We start from the raw sequence: 19,811 nt of genomic DNA, 5'->3' as shown, positions 1-19,811 counted from the left end.
CTCTAGTCTACTCGATTCTGTAATGTTGCCATTTGTAGTGCTTCGACCACGTCCTCCAGCTTCATGCCCCTTGAGGCTTTGAACAAGACAACGTCTCTGGGATGTAGTTTCTCCAGTAGATAACGGGTCATTTCTTTTTTATCTATAAAAGCATGCACAGCCTCTGCCGGCATATGCTTTCTTGCTCCTTCGGCAATATGCGCTGATAGCGGGCCGTATACGAGCACCATGTCCATTTTGGCAGATGTAATATACTCTCCAATTCCAAAATGATGGTCCTGCTCCTGAGGACCAAGTTCAAGCATATCACCAAGCACAGCCACTTTCATGCGGTATCCTTTCAGACCTTCTAGTACATCGATTGCGGCCTTCATGGAGGTAGGACTTGCATTGTATGCATCATTCAGCAGGGTTAGACCACTAACACCTTGAGTAACCTCAATACGCATGCCTGTCAATTTCAAGCGAGACAACCCAGCGGAAATCTGCTCCGTTGTCACTCCAAAATGACGGGCTACAGCCAAAGCAGCCAGACAGTTAACGACATTATGCGTTCCCAGAAGAGGGAGCGTAAATGCATGTTCTCCAGACTGTTTGGTGGTGAAAACGACTCCGCTCTGCGCATTCATAAGTCCGGTAGGATAATCATCATTATCGGTTTGCAGACCAAATGTAAACCGCTGCAAACCATCGGGTTGTTTCGTTGCGGGCTCTTCAAGAACTTGTGCAATTAAAGGCTCGTCTCCGTTGTAGATCAGTAATCCGCCAGGCTTCAGTCCCGCGGCAATCTCAGCTTTGGCTCTGGCAATCTCCAGTCTGGACCCTAGCTGAAGCAGATGAGATTCACCAATATTGGTAATGATCGCTACATCAGGCTGAGCAATAACCGACAGATCGTTAATTTCCCCGCGACCACTCATACCCATTTCCAAAATGATAATCTCCGTATCCGGGGCCATACTTAATACGGTCAGTGGTAGACCAATGTGATTATTGAAGTTGCCTTGTGTCTTATGCACTTTGAATGTAGTTGAGAGAATCGCATCCACGATGTCCTTCGTTGTTGTCTTGCCGTTGCTGCCTGTAATGCCAACAACAGCTGCTTTATTCTCCGTTAGATAAGCCGATGCGAGTGCTTGCAGTGCGACAAGTGTGTCATCCACCACAATGACAGCTCCTTGTGGTGGAATACCATGATCCTTTTGCCAGATCGCCCCTGCGGCACCCTTCTCTAAACAATCTTGCACAAACTCATGTCCGTCAAACCTTTCACCCACTAGCGGGATAAACAAACTGCCTTCCAAGGGTTTACGCGAATCGGTAAACACCCCTTCAACCGTTACATGGCCATGAGCAGCAGCGTCACTTAATGTTCCTCCACACATCTCGGCCAATTGTGCCAATGTTCTTTTTATCAATTGGATTTGCCCCTTATCGCTTCTTTGGCTATGATTCGGTCATCAAAATCGGTTTTGGTTGTGCCGATAATCTGATAGGTCTCATGACCCTTGCCCGCAATCAATACTACATCGGCTGGGCTTGCCATTTCAATAGCTTCATGAATCGCCTGGCGCCGATCCACAATCATCGTATAACGTTCAGCAGGAACAGATTCTTCAATCAGGCCCTGTTCAATGTCTTTGAGAATCAGATCCGGATCTTCTGTGCGTGGATTATCGGAAGTAACCAGCACATAATCACTATACTTCACAGCAATTTTCCCCATGAGAGGGCGTTTGGTACGGTCCCTGTCACCACCACAGCCAAACACGCAGATTACACGTCCTTCGGCAAACTCCTTCACCGTCCGTAACACATTCTCCAGTCCATCCGGTGTATGGGCATAATCGACAATAACAGCAAATGGCTGTCCTTCGTCCACTCCTTCAACACGTCCATCCACGCCTGGAACCGTCTCCAGACTGCGCTTGATCTCTTCCAGCGGAATACCTTCCACCAGTGCTGCAGAGATTGCTGCCATGGCATTGTACACATTGAATTTCCCTACCATGCGCAAGCGAATATCCGTGCTGCCCGCAAATGTATCCACGTGGAAAGAAGTTCCTTGAGAAGTGATTGAGATTTGGGATGCACGTACATCGGCCTCTTCACCCATGCCATATGTAATCACTTCAGCAGCCGTCACAGAGATGAAATAATCCGCAGCTGCATCATCTGCATTGATGACCGCGAACTTACGCTGCGAAGCATCTTGCGTATAGCCGTTACCCAGCCGTGCAAAGAACAATCCTTTTGCCCCACGATATTCCTCCATGGAATGGTGGTAGTCCAGATGATCCTGCGTCAGGTTAGTGAATACCGCAGTACGGAAGTTGGTTCCCTTTACTCGTCCTTGTTCCAATGCGTGAGAAGAAACTTCCATGACACAGCAGTCCGTACCCTTCTGAACCATATCATGTAGACTGCGCTGCAGATCAAGCGCTTCTGGTGTCGTTCCTGACATCGGGTAGGTCCGACCGTCATACCGCATTTGAATGGTACCGATCAATCCTGTCTTGCGTCCATAATCACTCATGATTTTTTCAATCAAATACGTGGTTGTTGTTTTTCCGTTCGTTCCCGTAACACCAATCATATTCATCTTCTGGCTTGGCGAGTCAAAAAAGAAATCTGCTAGAACAGCCATTGCAAACCGGCTGTCCTTCACCAGCAATTGTGGTACAGACAGATCCAGTTGCCGTTCAACCACCAATGCGACTGCACCGGAATTAACCGCTTTTTCTGCATAATCATGACCATCTACCGTATGTCCCGGAAGACAGATAAACAGATCACCCGGTTTTACCTGCCGGGAATCTGTCTGAAGGTTTTGGCATTCTGTATTTGGTTCGCCCACGAGACGGGCGGTGGTCAGCATCGATGCAAATTGTTTTAAAAGCACATGAATAACCTCACTTTTCCAATTATACTTCTGTTTTAGCATATGTCTGTATTTATTAATATCGTCAATACAGCCAAATAATGAAACGCACTTGGATGAACTTTGTTGCGCTTGAAGCCGAAACTGCTCCAATGCACAAGTTATTCATCCTTCGTGTGATCGTGCGCATCGTTCAGTACATTCCCCATATAAATGCGGATGGTGGATCCCTGATCTACCCTTGCCCCGGGCTTGGGTGCCTGATTGATTACGTATTTACCACTGCCAGACTTGGCCAGCATAAAATTCATGTTCAGGTCTTCGTACAGATCTTCGACAGTAGCTCCTGTCAGGTCTGGAACTGTCACGATTTTGGTTTCGCCGTACTTGTATTCTTTGGCGACCTGATCCTTCCGAACAGGGACATTCATATAATGCAACGCATCTTCAAGGATGTTCTGTACAATCGGGGCGGCAACCACGCCTCCGAACTGAATTCCTTTGGGATTATCCACTGCGGTATAGACCACAATCTGAGGGTCATCTGCTGGTGCAAATCCGATAAAGGATACGATATGCTCGGTTGAGGAATAACGTCCGTTGATGACCTTCTGGGCTGTACCTGTTTTGCCACCGACCCGGTATCCATCAATGAATGCTGGACGCCCTGTACCTTTGGCGACAACACTCTCGAGTGCTTCACGAACTTGCTTGGACGTATTCTCCGAGATCACCTGACGAACCAGTTCCGGTTTGGCTTCTTCCATGACTTCTCCCGTAACCGGATGGACCCACGCTTTCGTAACATATGGCTTGTAAAGTTTACCCCCATTGATGGCCGCTGACACAGCTGCTACTTGCTGAATGGGTGTTACCGATACACCTTGACCAAAAGCGGTCGTTGCAAGCTCAACAGGGCCAACTCTGGACAGTTTGAACAAAATTCCACTGGCTTCTCCGCTGAGGTCGATCCCTGTCTTGGTGCCGAAGCCAAAGTCTTTAATATAGGAGAAGAGTGACTCTTTCCCCAGCCTTTGCCCGAGGGCCACAAATCCAGGGTTACATGAGTTCTCCACCACTTGCAAGAAGGTCTGACTTCCGTGTCCTCCCTTTTTCCAGCAACGCAGGCGGGCTCCACCCACCTCAACATATCCGGGATCAAAAAATTGATCCTGTTGCAGATTGACTTTTTTCTCTTCAAGCGCTGCTGCCAACGTAATGATCTTAAAGGTGGAGCCTGGCTCGTAGGTCATCCAGATTGGTAAATTCCGATTGTAGATCTCTGCGGGATATTGCTGATAATCGGCAGGTTCGTATCCAGGCCTGCTGGACATGCCCAAAATTTCACCTGTTTTGGGATTCATCGCTATGGCCAATGCTGAGTTCGCCTGGAACTTCACCATGGCCTGATCCAGTTCTCTCTCCATGATGGACTGAATGGATTTATCAATGGTCAGCTTGAGGTTAAGGCCGTCCTTCGGTTCCACATACTTCTCGGATGAGCCCGGCATTAGCCTTCCGGCCGCATCGGACAAGTAGGACACACTGCCATTCAGACCATTCAGCTTATCATCATATTTCTTCTCGACACCCGTTAAACCCTGATTATCAATACCCGTAAAACCAAGAATATGGGCAGCCAAATCATCATAGGGATAAAAACGTTTATTGTCCTCAGCAACAACGATACCCGGAAGCTTCAAATCACGGATGCGCTGAGCTTTCTCCATCGTAATTTTGCGGCCGCCGGGTTGTAGTCGTACAATCAGTTCTCGTTTCTTGATGGTTGCCAGCACTTTTTCTTCCGTCATTCCAAGCAATGGTGCCAGTGCTTTAGCTGTCGTTTCAGCTTCTTTGACCTGAGCCGGAATGGCCATAATGGTCGGTGTTGTCACATTATAGGCCAGAGAGGTTCCATTGCGATCCAGGATCTCACCTCGCTTGGCTGAATAAGGAATATTACGCCGCCAAGATTCTTCTGCTTTTGCTGACAACTCCGGGCCTTTCCCGAGTTGTACATAAGCAAGCCTGATCATCAGGGCCGAAAATAACAAAACTAAAATCATTAAACTCCATAGCAACCTGCGCCGCAGATTTACACTTGATCCCTTCACGAAAAGATCCCCCCACTCGTCCCAAAATCATGACATTCGTTCCCTTCATGAATATTCAGGACAACCGGGGGTTAGAACAAGCTGTCAGAGCTCCCTATGGTAGCGAAGCCCCGTCTGTTGCTGGATCATCAGAGGATTTGGATTCATTGGCAGGAGCCTTGCTGTTATCTGTTTCGTCTTTTTTACCTTCTCCGCCCGAAGCCTCTTGTTCTTTCACTTCAGAATCTGACGACGGATCAGAAGAGATCGGAGCCTCATCGGCTATACCTGTCACTGCCGCTTTGGCAGTTTGCAAGTTCAACTTCACGGTTCTCTGCTCACCTGCGACCTGCTCGGTTTGCTTCACGACATAGCCCTCACCTTCGACCGTTACCCCCACTTTCATGAGTGAAAGTACTTCAAGGGCATCACGAAGAGATTCACCTGTTAGATCTGGAATCTTCATCTTGCTGCTTTCTTCCGTTAGCAGATAGATTCGTTGGCCTGGATTCATAGAGGCGCCAGCAACCGGATACTGCCGAATTACATTATCCCCTTGACCAAGAGTAACATAAGCAATACCTGTGCTTAGAAGTTGGCTTCTGGCCTGTTTGGCTGTCTTGCCACTCAGGTCAGGCGCCTTCGCTTGCACGACAGAGACTTCTTTTGACTTTTTGTCAGGAGTTTTGGCAGTGTCCTTCGGTATTCCCATGTATTGAAGAGTCTGGCTGACAATCTTTTTGAATACCGGAGCAGCCGCGGTTCCTCCACCGATGTTGGTTCCATCCGGTTGGTCAATGACAACAAGTATGGCAATCTTCGGATTATTCACTGGTGCAAATCCAATAAACGATACAACGTCTTTGGACTTGCTGTATTCTCCGTTAACTACCTTTCTTGCCGTACCCGTCTTACCAGCTACACGGTAACCTTCAATATAGGCATTACGACCGGTACCAATCGTTTGATCTGCAACCACTTGTTCCAGATAACCGCTCACCAGCTTGGAAGATTCCTTGGAAATCACCTGACGAACCACTTTAGGTTTGATCACTTCCGTGGTCCCATCATTCGGGTTCTTGATCTCCTTCACCAGATGTGGCTCCAGCAATTTGCCGCCGTTGGCAATCGCAGAGATAGCTGCGACCTGTTGAATTGGTGTTACCTGTACAAGACCATGACCGTAGGCTGCCGTGGCAATCTCGGATTTGTATATAAGTGGCTTGATCGGTGACGCTGACTCATTCGGCAGATCAATACCTGTCTTTTTACCAAAACCGAATTCGTCTATGTAATGACGCAGACGTTCACCACCAAGCATGTTATAACCCAAGTTAACAAAGGCAATGTTACTCGACCGTTTGACACCTTCAAGATAAGATATCCAACCATAGGCATGTCCATTATCACTAATTGGGAAACCACCGATATATATGCGTTTGGATTCGAAACTAGCATTGGGATCAAAGAGTTTTTCTTCCACAGCTCCTGCCAGCGTAACTATTTTGAATGTACTACCTGGCTCATAGATGGATTGAGTGGCATGATTGATAAAATTCTTTTGATCAGGTGTACTCCCATACGAATTAGGGTTAAAGGTTGGCCAATTCGCCATGCCTAGAATCTCCATCGTGCTCGGATCTGCTGCAATGACCGTCATACTCAGTGGATTATATTTGGCAACGGCTTCTTTCATTGCATCCTCAATGTAAAACTGGATCGTGTCATCGATGGTTAGCGTAAGGTTTTTCCCGTTCTGAGGCGGCAGATAGTTATCCTGTGAATCCGGAAGTTTGATGCCCTTGGCATCCTTCTGATAATTCAAATATCCGTCTGTACCAGTCAGTGCTTCATCATATGAGACTTCAAGTCCATTGACAGCTTTCCCGTCACGGCTCATATATCCCAAGAGGTGAGAAGCAAGTGTTTCTTCAGGGTAAAAACGCTTCGACTCTTGAGCCATGACAATGGCATTACGAGCCTTGTATTCTTCTTGTAATTCCTCACGCAGTTCGTTGACTTTTTCCGCAAGCTCAGGACTTATCTTATACCCTTCACTGCGTACTTCACGCTGCTGATAGAACTTGCCATCTTCCTTTTTGGCTGTGACCAGAGCACGCATCTCACTCTCATTTTTACCAAGAAGGGCTGAGAGCTTTTCCGTCACTACATCCTGAATCCCAAGTTCATTAATTAACAGAGGATTCACGGAAACCGTGTATGCAGGCGCATCAGTAGCCAGAACGTTACCATTGCGGTCCGTAATCGTCCCACGTGCGGCCTTAATCGTCTGTTCCCGCTCTACCAAACCGGCCGCCCTTTCCTGCCATACACCACCATTTACTACTTGAATGAAGAAGATTCGGGTTACGAGTACAAGAAAAAAGAGGGTAATACATCCCCCTATAAGCAACGTGCGCATCTTTATTCTTTTTATCATCGGAACACCTCTTTACTTACTGCTTGCTGTATTCGAAGACGATTCAGTACCTGTTGATTTCGTACTTGTTGAGCGTGGTACAAAAATGACATCCTTACCGGAAGCTTCAACGTAACCAAGTTGTTTTGCATTTTCGATGACCTGATTATTTAAGGTTTCTTTTTCCACCTGCAGGTCTGCAATTGTCTTCTCATACCCCTTGATATCCGTAATAGTAGCCTGGGCCTGTTTGTTCAGATCATAGATATGAGCATAACGAGACATTAAAGCTCCACCAACAAGGATAACTGCAACCAGGGTAATCAGATACAAAATCTTCTCGCGTGCCGGAAGACCCGTACGACGGGTCACCACTTTGGTGGTTTCTTTGTATCGTTGCTGGGTCACACGTTCCTGGGACGCTTTTTCTTTTACAGCGAGATTACCACGTGTATATGCCATACTCCGATTCTCTCCTCCACTCTTGATCTACAATTTCTCGGCAACGCGCAGCTTGGCTGAACGTGCACGTGAATTTTCGGCCAATTCCGTTTCCGTTGGAATTAGCGGTTTTCTGTTAACTAAACGCAGGGTACCCTTGCCGCCGCATACACACAACGGAAAATCGGGTGGACATGTACATTTTTCCAGATAACTGCTGAAAATTTGTTTACATATCCGATCCTCAAGGGAGTGGAAGGTAATAACAGATACACGTCCTCCTGGTGCCAGACAACGAACAGCCTGATGCAAGCCTTCTTCAAACGCACCCAACTCATCGTTAACGGCAATACGCAAAGCCTGGAAGCTGCGTTTGGCAGGATGTCCACCCGTACGGCGAGCTGCCGCCGGGATGCCTTCCTTAATTAGTTCCACGAGTTCACCTGTCGTCTCAATGGTGGACTGCGCTCGTTTTGCGACGATAACACGGGCAATTCTTCTCGAAAACTTCTCTTCACCATAGCGATACAAAATTCGAGCAATCTCTTCTTCTGGCCACTCATTCACAATCTCTTTGGCCGTCAGCATTGCATCCTGGTCCATTCGCATATCGAGCGGAGCATCGTGATTGTAGCTGAATCCACGTTCTCCTTCATCAAATTGCGGAGATGACACACCCAAGTCGTACAAAATACCGTCGACCTGTGGTGCACCATCCTTCATTGGCACATCCAGATCCTTAAGTACCTGTTCCAGATCTCGAAAATTGGTTTTCACCAATGTTACACGATCTCCATAGGCAGCGAGCTTCTCGCGCGCATTATCCAAAGCCCAATCATCCTGATCTAGTGCGATCAGACGTCCCCCTGGACCGAGCTTGGACGCAATCACGGAGCTGTGTCCGCCACCGCCTAAAGTGCAGTCCACGTATATACCGTCCTGCTTGATGTTTAATCCCTCTGTTGCCTCTTCTTTGAGTACGGTTATGTGGTGAAACAACCTGCACCCCTCCTGACTTTATAAATCAAAATTAAAATCGACCAGCTTTTCGGCAATGTCGTTGAATGCTTCTTCGGATTGATTGAAATAACTCTCCCATATGCCTTTGCTCCAAATCTCCACCCGGTTCGACACGCCAAGGACAACACAATCCTTGTCCAGCTTGGCATACTCTCTTAGATTGCCCGGCAGATTTACCCTGCCCTGTTTGTCCAGTTCACATTCGGTTGCACCCGAGAAAAAAAACCGGGTAAACGCACGTGCGTCAGATTTCATCAATGGCAGTGCTTTGAGCTTCTGTTCCATGACCCCCCACTCCTCCATGGGGTACACGAAAAGACACTGGTCCAAACCCCGTGTGACAACGAAAGACGGTCCAAGAGATTCGCGGAATTTGGCCGGAATGATAACCCGACCCTTATCATCAATGCTATGTTGGAACTCCCCCATAAACATTGGCCCACTCACTCCTCACCCGTTTCTCCCACTTTGCCCCACTTTCCACCACCTAAGCATAATAGATTCGCACAAAAAAATCAAAACCCTTCTTGCAATACTTGATTTTTTAATTTTTCAGCATAAAAAAACGTCTTTGATCCTGTCACTCAGGATAAAAGACGTTTCCCGTAAACGGGCAATCGTATGTCTACACGCACATGAGCCATATCATCAATAAACCATTCTATACCCTTTGAATCAATTCATCAGCTTGTAATTATTGGATAAAACTTAAAATTTCCAGCTATCCAGGTATTTTTCTTGCTCAGCCGACAAAGAGTCGATACCAATATTCAAACTTTCCAGTTTATAGCTGGCAACCTGTTGGTCAATATCATAAGGTACATTAACAACGTTTTTACCTAACTCCGCATAGTTCTCACTCACATAACGCAGGCCCAGAGCCTGCAGAGCAAACGTCGTATCCATGATTTCGGCAGGGTGACCATCTGCTGCACCTAGATTCACGAGACGACCTTCTGCAAGAAGGTACATTTTGCGACCGTCTTTGAAACGATATTCCTCAATGTTACGGCGAACTGTGCGAATCGATTCCGAACGTTTAGCCAGTTCAGGTTTGTTCACTTCAACATCAAAGTGACCTGCATTACTCAGGATTGCTCCGTCCTTCATCACATCGTAATGCTCGCCCGTGATAACATCCTTATTGCCTGTAACTGCGATAAAGAAATCACCCAATTTGGCTGCTTCCACCATCGTCATGACACGGAACCCGTCCATATGTGCTTCTACCGCTTTGATTGGATCAATCTCGGTTACGATCACATTCGCTCCAAGACCTTTGGCGCGCATCGCTACACCTTTACCACACCAGCCATAACCTGCTACCACTACGTTTTTGCCAGCGACAACCAAGTTGGTTGTACGAATAATTCCATCGAATGCAGATTGTCCTGTACCGTAGCGATTATCGAACAGATACTTGCAGTATGCGTCATTAACTGCAACCATTGGAAACTTCAATTGGCCTTCTTTCGCCAATGCTTTCAAACGAATAATACCCGTTGTCGTTTCTTCTGCTCCGCCGCGAATTGTTGCTGCGAGGTCAGGGCGCTCGGATGCAATAATGGTTGCAAAGTCTCCGCCATCATCAATAATGAGATCAGGCTTCACTTCAAGCGCACGCAGTTGCAGAGATTTGAATTCCGCAGGTTCCGGATTGTATTTCGCATATACGGTAACACCGTCTTCCACTAATGCTGCGCAGACATCATCTTGTGTAGACAATGGGTTACTGTGCGTAATCGTTACTTCCGCCCCACCCGCTTGGATCACTTTTGCCAAGTAAGCTGTTTTTGCCTCCAGATGAAGACATATCGCAACCTTCAAACCTTTGAAAGGCAGATCCTGTTCGAACTGGCGACGAATGCGGTTTAATACCGGCATATGTGCCTCTACCCAGTCTATTTTCAGATGACCCTCTGAAGCGAGTCCCATATCTTTAACAATACTGTTTTGCAACGCAGGTGTAGTCATTCCATATCCTCCTTGTTTATGTGTTTCTTCTATTATAAAGGGCTCTATAGTTCAATAACCTTGTGCTCTCCAAGGAATTCGCTTGAGGCCTTAATCAGTTCTTCGATCCACTCGGAGCCATAACGATTCAGGTAAAAGAGTGCATTATGTACTCGTTCCTGTGGTTTGCCCGTTGGAAATAAGGAGTTTTGAATGCCGTTCCAGTGCCTTAGGCTCACATTGTGTTTATCTTCAATGGCTTTGTGAGTCTGCTGTTTCAGATACTGCATTTGCTCGTTGATTTTACTCAAATTGGTGTCGCCAATTCGTTCCAGCCCTGGATGAATCTCCGCGATCTCATCTAGCAATGGTCCATACAGATCAAGAAACGCTTCCTGAACCTTGTCAAACTGCTCATCTACCTGGAACGTCTCCTGTTGTGCGAGCCACTGCTCCTTCTTTTCTTCCAGATGATATTGTACATCCTGGAAAGAAAGTCCATATTGTTTCATATGTTTGTGATGAATATCTTCCATAATGGTGAAGGACAACCGCGGCAACAGAATGGGCATTTGCAGTCCGAACTGACAAAATGCTTCCCGAGTCAAACCCCAATATGCAATTTCACCTTGCCCCAAAATCACAGCGGCTACAGGCAGCACGGAATCCTGCATTAAAGGTCGCGTCAATACGTTGTTACTGAAGCGCTCCGGATGTTCTTCCAGTTCCTGAAGCAAACGCTCCTCCGTGAAAGAAACCAAACCTTTGCGATCACTATACAAACCGTCCTTCAACAACAGGAGCAGACGCGTACCTTCGTGAATGTAGAACAGATTCGCTCCATCCTCTGCTACTTCGGCAGGCATAGCATAACCCGCTTGTTGTACCAGCGAAGCTCCTTGTGCATATGCGTTGCGCAGCACTTCATTTTTGCGTATCATCCGCTCAAACACGGGCTGTTCCAACCTGCGTAACTCTGGATCGGCTGCATCCATTAGAACAAGTCCACTGCTGGCAAACAAGGCAGATATCATACGGGCAAATGCATCACTCAGATTTGAACTGGATTGATGGATCTCCGTGATACTTTTCATCAATCCTGGTTTATGTATCGTATCAGGTAACAGATGCTCCACCTGTTCGAGTACATTCATCCATTGCTGCGTATCCACATGAACATTACTCACAGAATCCCTTCCTGCGAACCGTCCTTGTAACTTGATCTTCTTCATATCTCCCTGATGATCAGGTAGATACGTATGATTAACTTCATCCCAGTCATGGTCTTCACCGGCAATCCAAAATACGGGGACTACCGGACGTTGAAGTTTATCTTCCGCTTCACGCGCAGCTGCCACTACACTGGCGGCTTTGTATATGACGAACAGTGGTCCGGTGAGCAGACCGCTCTGCTGTCCTCCTGTAACCACCAGTGCATCTTGTTCTGCAAGACGTGTAATGGACGCATGAACCTCTTCATGGTCGTTCACCCGCTTATTATATATACGTAAATACTCTGCCAGATCACGACGATCAATACGTGTGTTCTCCGATTGATCCAGCCATTCGGCACGCGCCTGAAGTCCTGATTCCCAGCGAATGTCATACTCGTAAAGGCCACGCGCAGCATCTCTTGAACAGATATAATCTTCTGCAAGTCTTGATCCGCTGCGGAGTGCCTCGGTAATACCGTTCATGAGGTCTGCCTCCTATTCTGCTTCAAAGAGCCTTTCTTGATTGTACCGAATTCAAGGCCGCTTCGTCAAAAGAAAGTGATAAAAATACGAAAAAAACCGCCGAACGAGTCGGCGGCACTTAATACATCAATAATAGCATATCGCTTTAATATTCCTATTATACGTAAGGCTCTGCAACCCAGTGACCTTTGGAAACTTCAATCAATTGAGCATTTTCCAGATTGTACGGGTCATTCGCAGGACCACCAGATCCATTCTGAATCGGGCTCATATGCTCTTCCGGCAGCAAGATGCGACGTTTGTTCGCTTCCACTTCCGGATCAGGTACAGGGATCGCTGAGAGCAACGTTTTGGTGTAAGGATGGACAGGGTTCGCATACAGTTCTTCACTTTCAGCGAGTTCAACCACTTTACCCATGTACATTACGGCAACACGGTCACTGATATGTTTAACCATTGACAAGTCATGCGCAATGAACAGGTATGTCAAACCGAGACGTTGCTGAAGTTCTTCAAGCAATTTAACGACCTGCGCCTGAATGGATACATCCAGTGCAGACAATGGCTCATCACAGATGATGAATTTAGGGTCTACAGCAAGTGCACGCGCAATCCCGATCCGTTGTCTTTGACCACCGGAGAATTCATGTGGATAACGAAGTGCATGACTTGGATTCAGACCTACCAGATCAAGCAGCTCTTCCACTCTTCTCTTGCGCTCTTTGGAGCTGGAAGCCAGGCCATGAATATCCAGGGACTCCCCGATAATATCCATAACGTTGAAACGCGGGTTAAGAGATGCATATGGATCTTGGAAAATCATCTGCATATCTTTACGCATTTCTTTCATTTTGCGCGGGGACAACTTGTAGATATCCGTTCCGTTGAAGTTAACATTTCCGCCAGTTGGCTCATAAAGACGCAGAATGGTACGACCTGTTGTGGATTTACCACAGCCGGACTCGCCTACAACGCCAAGCGTTTCACCTTCAAAGATATCAAAGCTTACGTCATTGACCGCTTTGAGAATGTTACCTTTACCCAAATTAAAGTACTGTTTCAAGTTTTTCACTTGTACCAGAGGCTTATTGCTACCTTTGATAATACCAGCTGGAGCTGGTTTTTCCTTTTTGGGCTCGTCTAGACGAGGCAAAGCATTCAGCAATTTAATGGTGTATGGATGTTGAGGGTTACTAAAGATTTCAGCAGTTGTTCCTGTTTCAACAACTTCGCCTTCCTTCATAACAACAACACGGTCACACATACCCGCTACGACACCAAGGTCATGCGTGATCAGCATGATCGATGTTCCCAGCTTTTGCTGCATGTCTTTCATGACATCCAGAATTTGAGCCTGAATGGTAACGTCAAGTGCAGTTGTCGGCTCATCCGCAATCAGAAGGGATGGACGACATGCAAGCGCGATCGCAATCATGGCACGCTGACGCATACCACCAGAGAATTGGTGAGGATAATGATTCATGCGAATAGCCGCATTTTTAATACCTACAAGTTCCAGCATCTCCAAAGCAGCTTTATTCGCAGCTTGTTTGGACATGTTCTGATGCTTGCGCAATACTTCAGTAATTTGTTTACCAACTTTAATGGTAGGATTCAAAGAAGTCATTGGATCTTGGAAGATCATACCAATATCTTTACCACGAATCGCTTCCATTTGTTTGTCTGTCTTATTCAGCAGGTCTTGCCCGTGAAAAGTAATTTCTCCGCTTTTGACCTTCGAAGGCGGGGAGGGAATCAATTTCATGATGGTTTGGGCGGTAACACTCTTACCACTGCCCGATTCACCTACGATCCCCAGCGTCTCTCCTTTGCCAAGTTCAAAACTCACATGTTTAACGGCATCAAATTCACCAGAACGTGTTGAGAACGACACACTCAGGTCTTTGACAGTTAAAATCGGCTCCATAATCCCACCTCCTGTTTCTATTTACGTAATTTCGGATCGAGTGCGTCACGCAGACCGTCTCCGAGCAAGTTAAATGCAAGCATTGTAAGAACCATCAGACCTGCTGGGAACCACATCCGCCACGGGAATAGCGTCCAGCCTGTAAGTGCATCATTGATCATAGAACCAAGTGAAGATCTTGGTGCTGATACACCCAATCCAAGGAAGCTCAGGAACGCTTCGGCAAAGATTGCATTTGGAATAGACAACGTCAATGTTACAAGAATCGGTCCTATTGCATTTGGCAACAAATGACGGAACAATTGACGCCCTGTGCTTGCTCCCATGGACCTTGCAGCAAGAATAAAGTCTCTGTTTTTAAGTTGCATAATCTCACCACGCACAATCCATGACATGCTGATCCAGCCTGTGATGGTGAGGGCAATGATAATCGTTGTCAGACTTGGTTCCAATACAACCAGCAACAAGATAACAACGAGCATGTACGGCAGGGAATAGAGAATTTCGGAAAACTTGTTCATAATTCCATCTACACGTCCACCGTAGAAACCCATGATCGCTCCATAAATAACCCCGATAACAAGGTCAATCAAGGCTGCGGCCAAACCTACAGTAAGGGATACACGTGCTCCTACCCAAGTTCTTACCCACACGTCACGACCAAGCTCGTCCGTACCGAACCAGTGCTCCGCACTCGGCGCTGCATTGGCATTCAACAAATCATTGGAATAATAATTATAACTTGTAAACAAAGATGTTGGACCAATCAAAGAGAAAATCACGACAAGAACCAATACACCCAGACTTATCATAGCAGCCTTATTGGTTGCAAGTCTGTACATGGCATCTTTAAAAAGGGATACACTTTCTTGCGGTTTAACCGCTGCCTGACTAGTCAGGTTCGTGTTCGCCGTTTCATTCTTTTTATTATTCGTGCCAGACAACGTTATGCCCCCTTCCGGCTTTCCAGCTTAATTCTAGGATCAATCAGCACGTAAGCGATATCCGTAAAGAAACGAGCCAACATCAGGAGGATACCATAGAAAATCGTAATCCCCATGATCATCGTGTAATCACGGTTTGTGATACTCTCTACGAATACTTTACCAATTCCCCCGATGTTAAAGATCTGTTCAATTACAACGGAACCTGTGATGATATTCGCTGTCATTGGACCAACATAAGTTACTACCGGTAGAATACCGTTTCTTACAACGTGTTTAAACATAATTGCAGGCCATTTTAAACCTTTGGCTTTAGCTGTTTTGATATAATCTGCATGTAAAACTTCAAGCATGCTCGAACGCGTCAAACGAGCGATAAAAGCAATCGGAGATGCAGATAGCGCTGCAACCGGAAGAACGTAATCCAATGGACCATCAAAGCCCATAACGTTAAACCAGCCTAATTTAGTAGCAAAGAGATACTGCAATAGTGACGCAAGCAAGAAGCTCGGTACAGCTATACCTATGACAGCGAGGACCATTGTGATATCATCAATGAGTTTACGGTGGTATACTGCAGCAATAAGGCCCAGCAAAACACCTACGATAATGGAGATAACAATTGCAAACACTCCAAGCTTCAGCGAAGCGGTGAATGTTTCGCCGATCATTCCGGCTACATCTCGATTGAGATATTTCATTGAGACTCCGAAATCTCCCTTAAGGATTCCACCCATATACTTCAGGTATTGTTCATACATCGGTTTGTCCAATCCATACTTCTGTTCCAGCAAGACCCGAATTTCAGGCGATACTTTCTTCTCGGATGTAAAAGGGTCACCCGGAATAGCCTTCATCAGGAAGAAGGTTGCAGATGCGAGTATGAAAAGCGATAGCAGCATAAATAGTAGTTTTTTCAACACATACTTAACCAACCCTTGCACACCTCCACAAACAATATTTTGTATACAAATCGATTGTAGAATTAGACAGAAATAAAGTCCAATCCATTTATCGGAAATTTCAAGAATTATAAGGAAAATCGGTGCACATACAAAAAAATCGGGATATATATGGAATTCCACATATATATCCCGAAGTAATCATATTAGACTTCAGAACAACTTATTTCTCTTCCAGATATGCACGAGTGAAGTCAATAGCTCCACTGAAATCAAGTTGTACGCCTTTCAGGTAAGGCTTAGTCAAAGATACGTTAGTGTAGTAATAGATCGGCATAACGCCCATTTCATCTTGAATCAGGATTTTCTCAGCGTCAGCAAATGCAGCCATACGTGCAGCTGGATCAGCGGATTTTACAGTTTCTTTAACATCTTTGTCATACTGTTCGTTGCTGAATTTGGAATCATTGTTTGTGTTTCCAGTAGTCCACATTTCCAAGAAGTTGTATGGATCGTTGTAGTCAGCAGACCAACCTGCACGAGCTACTTGGAAGTTTTGGTTTTGACGGTTCTCAAGGAATACGCCCCACTCTTGGTTTTCTGTTTTCACATCAACACCAAGATTTTGTTTCCACATATCAGCAATTGCCAAAGCGATTTTCGCGTGACCATCACTTGTGTTGTAGATCAAAGTAACAGCTGGCAATGTAGTGTAACCTTCTTCTTTCATACCTTCAGCAAGCAATTTTTTAGCTTCATCCACATTTTCTGTGAAGTAATCGTCTTTGTGCTCATCACGGAATTCGCCGTTTTCACCACGGATACCTGGAGGTACAAAGCCGAATGCTGGAATTTGTCCACCTTGTGTTACTTTGTCAACAATCAGTTGACGTTGAATTGCCATTGCAAATGCTTTACGGATTTTAACGTTGTTGAATGGTGCTTCATTTACGTTGAACTGGTAGTAGTACGTACTTGCAATACCAGTAGCTTTGAACTCGTCCGGCAATTCCGCTTTTACAGAAGGAATTTGGTCGGATGGGATTTCACCGTTAGGTGCACCAGTGTAGTCCAATTGTCCTGATTTGTAAGCTTGCAGTTCGGAAGCACTGCTGTTTGTCAGAGACATATCGATTTCAGCCAGTTTAATGTCAGCAGCTGCATGGTAACCATCGTTTTTCTTCACAACAATTTTTTGACCTTTAGAGTATTGATCCATTACAAATGGTCCGTTAACGATCATGTTTTTGTAGTCTGTGAAGAATTTGTCATTTGTATCAGCAGATGCATGTACTGGGTAGTACGTGTAGAATGCTGTCAGACCCAAGAAGTAAGGTGTTGGGTTTTCCAACGTTACTTCAAGCGTGTGCTCATCAGTAGCTTTAACACCTACTTGAGAGAAGTCTGTAACTTTAGTACCTTTATATGTTTCGTCTTTGCTCAGGTTGTAACCTTCAGCACCTTTGATGTAGTACAATTGGTATGCATATGGAGAAGCTGTTTCCGGTTTCAAAGCGCGTTCCCAAGAACGAACAAAGTCTTCGGCAGTGATTGCATCACCATTGCTCCATTTAGCATCCGGGTTCAGGTTGAAAACATATTTCAAACCATCTTCGGAGATTGTCCAATCTTTAGCTACGCCCGCTTGTTCTTTACCGTCAGCATCGATGCGTACAAGACCTTCGTACAAGAACTTCAGAACTGTGTTGGTTTGGCTGTCTTTTGCTTGAGCCGGGTCCAACGTAGGAGGTTCAGCTGACAGGTTAATTTTCAGGATTTGATCTTTAGCAAGACCATTTCCTTCGCTTGCAGAACCAGTATCGGTGTTACCTGTGCCTTCGTTTTTCGATCCGCACGCTGCAAGTACGGTACCGAACGCCAGAATCAGCGTCAAAAGGACTAATAGACTTTTCCTTTTCATCTAACACGTTCCCCCTAAATTGATATGGTTTATATGTTTATAGATTATACAACCACCGGTCAAAAAAATCTACATTACTTTTTCAGAAAGTAATGTTTTTTTCAGTTTTCGACAAAATCGACACATTTTTCAGCTCTTTTGCGTTATGTATCCTTACATCTGTTGCATGAAGTATCTAAATAATCCAAATAAAGTAAATAAAATGTATCCGAAACTCATGATTACAAAAGCCATGCGCCAAACGGCCCGGAACATTCTACCCCCATCCACCTTCCCCTTTAGTCGATTTTGCGCTCCCCCGATGAATCCAAGTGCTAGTAGTATGAGTAATAATGTCAGATAAAAACCAAAATTCGAATCAAATGTTAAGTTGAATAACGCCGATACTGAAAATACAAGGAAAAAGGTGGTTACATCCATTGCCGTCCGCAATGCTGTGCGCTTGTCTTTTTTCCATAAGTACATGCCCCAATAGACGAGAAAGAACGGAAAAAAAGGTAATATACTCAGCACGATAAAAAGTCCCATTAATTCACTCCTTCCGGTTGCATTCCTTCAATCAGATGAAGCAGTAGTTCATGTGTAGGTGCAGTAAGGCCCGACTTTTGTGCCATCCTTACAATATGTCCGTTAATTGATCCGACTTCTGTACCACGTCCAGCGAGAACATCTGCAAGCATGGAAGAAGTGTTCGTTGCAGTCGAACGACAGACTAATATCAATTGATCCCACATATCCTGATCCAAACATATTCCGCGTTCAGAGTAGACTAACAATACTTCTTCATATAACTGCCGCATTAGCCTCTTGCGTTCTTCCGTGGTGATCAATTCTCCGTTCGGGATTCGCCATAACGCTGTAAGCGGGTTAATGACTGTGTTAATTAATAGTTTCCTGTATATCAGCTTATCGATTTCATTCGACACTGTACAGTCAAATCCTGCCTGCTCCAGGACTCTTGAAAGAGTAAATATTCCTTTTTCCTCTATAGAGATAGAAGCTTCTATATGTGTATTATGATTTCCCAACCTGGTTTCACCCGCCCCTGCACGAGTCACCTGACGCTGTGAACGCTTCGCACCTTCTGTTGTAACCGCACTACAGAGAAGCGAATTTGGCATAGCAGCATGAAGTTTTTCCAGATGGCCCATCCCATTTTGAAAACAAGCGATATTCAGCATATGATCTTGCAATGGACTAATCTCATGAATAAAATCATCAATGCCTGTCTGCTTAACCATGAGTAGTAACCATTCTCCTGGCGTGTTCTTCCATGTGTCAGTCAGCTCACTTATGGGTTTCACATGTATTTGATCCGGTAGAATATGTATCTCCTTGCCTCGTTCCACAAGGGTTACTCCATCTTGACTGAGAAGGTCTGCCTGAGCCGTTGTTCTAGTCCAGAATCTGACCTGGTTACCTGTCAACAGCAGTTTCCCGCCATATAATAGACCCAGCGCCCCCGCTCCAACGATGTCAATGATCATATCATGCACTCCTATCCGCTTCAGTAGTTACACTTCCCTTATCTATAATAGAACAAAAACACTAAACTAAAAACCCGTCATACCTGCCGTTATGTAACGGAGGTGTGACGGGTTCATACCTGACTC

Annotated in this window: 15 protein-coding genes; all 15 read right to left on the bottom strand. The window is 45.6% G+C overall.

Annotation, left to right across the window (positions count from 1 at the left end; all coding sequences use genetic code 11):
* Positions 1–2 precede the first annotated feature (2 nt).
* A complete protein-coding gene (locus ACX9NY_RS02535; protein WP_472479194.1) occupies positions 3–1,415 on the bottom strand; it encodes a UDP-N-acetylmuramoyl-tripeptide--D-alanyl-D-alanine ligase in 1,413 nt (470 codons plus the stop codon).
* Positions 1,415–2,902, bottom strand: coding sequence for a UDP-N-acetylmuramoyl-L-alanyl-D-glutamate--2,6-diaminopimelate ligase (locus ACX9NY_RS02530; RefSeq protein ID WP_472476960.1), 1,488 nt, complete (start codon positions 2,900–2,902; stop codon positions 1,415–1,417). The genes ACX9NY_RS02535 and ACX9NY_RS02530 overlap by 1 nt, the downstream gene beginning before the upstream one ends.
* Before the next feature lie 140 nt (positions 2,903–3,042).
* Complete coding sequence (locus ACX9NY_RS02525; protein ID WP_339256429.1) at positions 3,043–4,995, bottom strand: stage V sporulation protein D; 1,953 nt, start codon at positions 4,993–4,995, stop codon at positions 3,043–3,045.
* A 94-nt stretch (positions 4,996–5,089) separates the two neighbouring features.
* A complete protein-coding gene (locus ACX9NY_RS02520; protein WP_472476958.1) occupies positions 5,090–7,414 on the bottom strand; it encodes a penicillin-binding transpeptidase domain-containing protein in 2,325 nt (774 codons plus the stop codon).
* Positions 7,415–7,426: 12 nt separating this feature from the next.
* Positions 7,427–7,855: a hypothetical protein gene (locus ACX9NY_RS02515; protein WP_339235933.1), complete on the bottom strand. Its 429-nt coding sequence runs from the start codon at positions 7,853–7,855 to the stop codon at positions 7,427–7,429.
* 27 nt (positions 7,856–7,882) lie between these two features.
* Complete coding sequence (gene rsmH, locus ACX9NY_RS02510) at positions 7,883–8,833, bottom strand: 16S rRNA (cytosine(1402)-N(4))-methyltransferase RsmH (protein WP_339256432.1); 951 nt, start codon at positions 8,831–8,833, stop codon at positions 7,883–7,885.
* A gap of 18 nt (positions 8,834–8,851) precedes the next feature.
* Complete coding sequence (gene mraZ, locus ACX9NY_RS02505; protein WP_017687291.1) at positions 8,852–9,289, bottom strand: division/cell wall cluster transcriptional repressor MraZ; 438 nt, start codon at positions 9,287–9,289, stop codon at positions 8,852–8,854.
* A 273-nt stretch (positions 9,290–9,562) separates the two neighbouring features.
* Positions 9,563–10,828: an adenosylhomocysteinase gene (locus ACX9NY_RS02500; protein WP_278298908.1), complete on the bottom strand. Its 1,266-nt coding sequence runs from the start codon at positions 10,826–10,828 to the stop codon at positions 9,563–9,565.
* A gap of 44 nt (positions 10,829–10,872) precedes the next feature.
* Complete coding sequence (gene bshC, locus ACX9NY_RS02495; RefSeq protein WP_339306742.1) at positions 10,873–12,504, bottom strand: bacillithiol biosynthesis cysteine-adding enzyme BshC; 1,632 nt, start codon at positions 12,502–12,504, stop codon at positions 10,873–10,875.
* A gap of 157 nt (positions 12,505–12,661) precedes the next feature.
* Positions 12,662–14,431: an ABC transporter ATP-binding protein gene (locus tag ACX9NY_RS02490; protein WP_339235942.1), complete on the bottom strand. Its 1,770-nt coding sequence runs from the start codon at positions 14,429–14,431 to the stop codon at positions 12,662–12,664.
* Positions 14,432–14,448: 17 nt separating this feature from the next.
* Complete coding sequence (locus ACX9NY_RS02485) at positions 14,449–15,330, bottom strand: ABC transporter permease (protein WP_371129057.1); 882 nt, start codon at positions 15,328–15,330, stop codon at positions 14,449–14,451.
* A 47-nt stretch (positions 15,331–15,377) separates the two neighbouring features.
* Positions 15,378–16,310 (bottom strand): ABC transporter permease, encoded by a 933-nt coding sequence (locus ACX9NY_RS02480; RefSeq protein ID WP_339235945.1) that lies wholly within the window; start codon positions 16,308–16,310, stop codon positions 15,378–15,380.
* Between the two features lie 190 nt (positions 16,311–16,500).
* Positions 16,501–18,198 (bottom strand): peptide ABC transporter substrate-binding protein, encoded by a 1,698-nt coding sequence (locus ACX9NY_RS02475; protein WP_339235947.1) that lies wholly within the window; start codon positions 18,196–18,198, stop codon positions 16,501–16,503.
* Between the two features lie 153 nt (positions 18,199–18,351).
* On the bottom strand, positions 18,352–18,726 hold the full coding sequence (locus ACX9NY_RS02470) for a DUF3397 domain-containing protein (RefSeq protein ID WP_339235950.1): 375 nt from the start codon (positions 18,724–18,726) through the stop codon (positions 18,352–18,354).
* A complete protein-coding gene (locus tag ACX9NY_RS02465; RefSeq protein WP_472476953.1) occupies positions 18,726–19,685 on the bottom strand; it encodes a ketopantoate reductase family protein in 960 nt (319 codons plus the stop codon). Before ACX9NY_RS02465 ends, ACX9NY_RS02470 begins: the two co-directional genes overlap by 1 nt.
* Between the last annotated feature and the right edge of the window lie 126 nt (positions 19,686–19,811).

Source organism: Paenibacillus sp. CB74, from assembly GCF_055687625.1.
Note: the sequence above shows the minus strand (reverse complement) of the source record. Positions and strands in the feature narration are given on the sequence as shown.

Coding starts and splice junctions, on each gene's coding strand:
- ACX9NY_RS02520 (WP_472476958.1), bottom strand. CDS start 7,414: ATGATAAAAAGAATAAAGATGCGCACGTTGCTTATAGGGGGATGTATT.
- mraZ (WP_017687291.1), bottom strand. CDS start 9,289: ATGTTTATGGGGGAGTTCCAACATAGCATTGATGATAAGGGTCGGGTT.
- ACX9NY_RS02500 (WP_278298908.1), bottom strand. CDS start 10,828: ATGACTACACCTGCGTTGCAAAACAGTATTGTTAAAGATATGGGACTC.
- bshC (WP_339306742.1), bottom strand. CDS start 12,504: ATGAACGGTATTACCGAGGCACTCCGCAGCGGATCAAGACTTGCAGAA.
- ACX9NY_RS02470 (WP_339235950.1), bottom strand. CDS start 18,726: ATGGGACTTTTTATCGTGCTGAGTATATTACCTTTTTTTCCGTTCTTT.
- ACX9NY_RS02515 (WP_339235933.1), bottom strand. CDS start 7,855: ATGGCATATACACGTGGTAATCTCGCTGTAAAAGAAAAAGCGTCCCAG.
- ACX9NY_RS02475 (WP_339235947.1), bottom strand. CDS start 18,198: ATGAAAAGGAAAAGTCTATTAGTCCTTTTGACGCTGATTCTGGCGTTC.
- ACX9NY_RS02465 (WP_472476953.1), bottom strand. CDS start 19,685: ATGATCATTGACATCGTTGGAGCGGGGGCGCTGGGTCTATTATATGGC.
- ACX9NY_RS02490 (WP_339235942.1), bottom strand. CDS start 14,431: ATGGAGCCGATTTTAACTGTCAAAGACCTGAGTGTGTCGTTCTCAACA.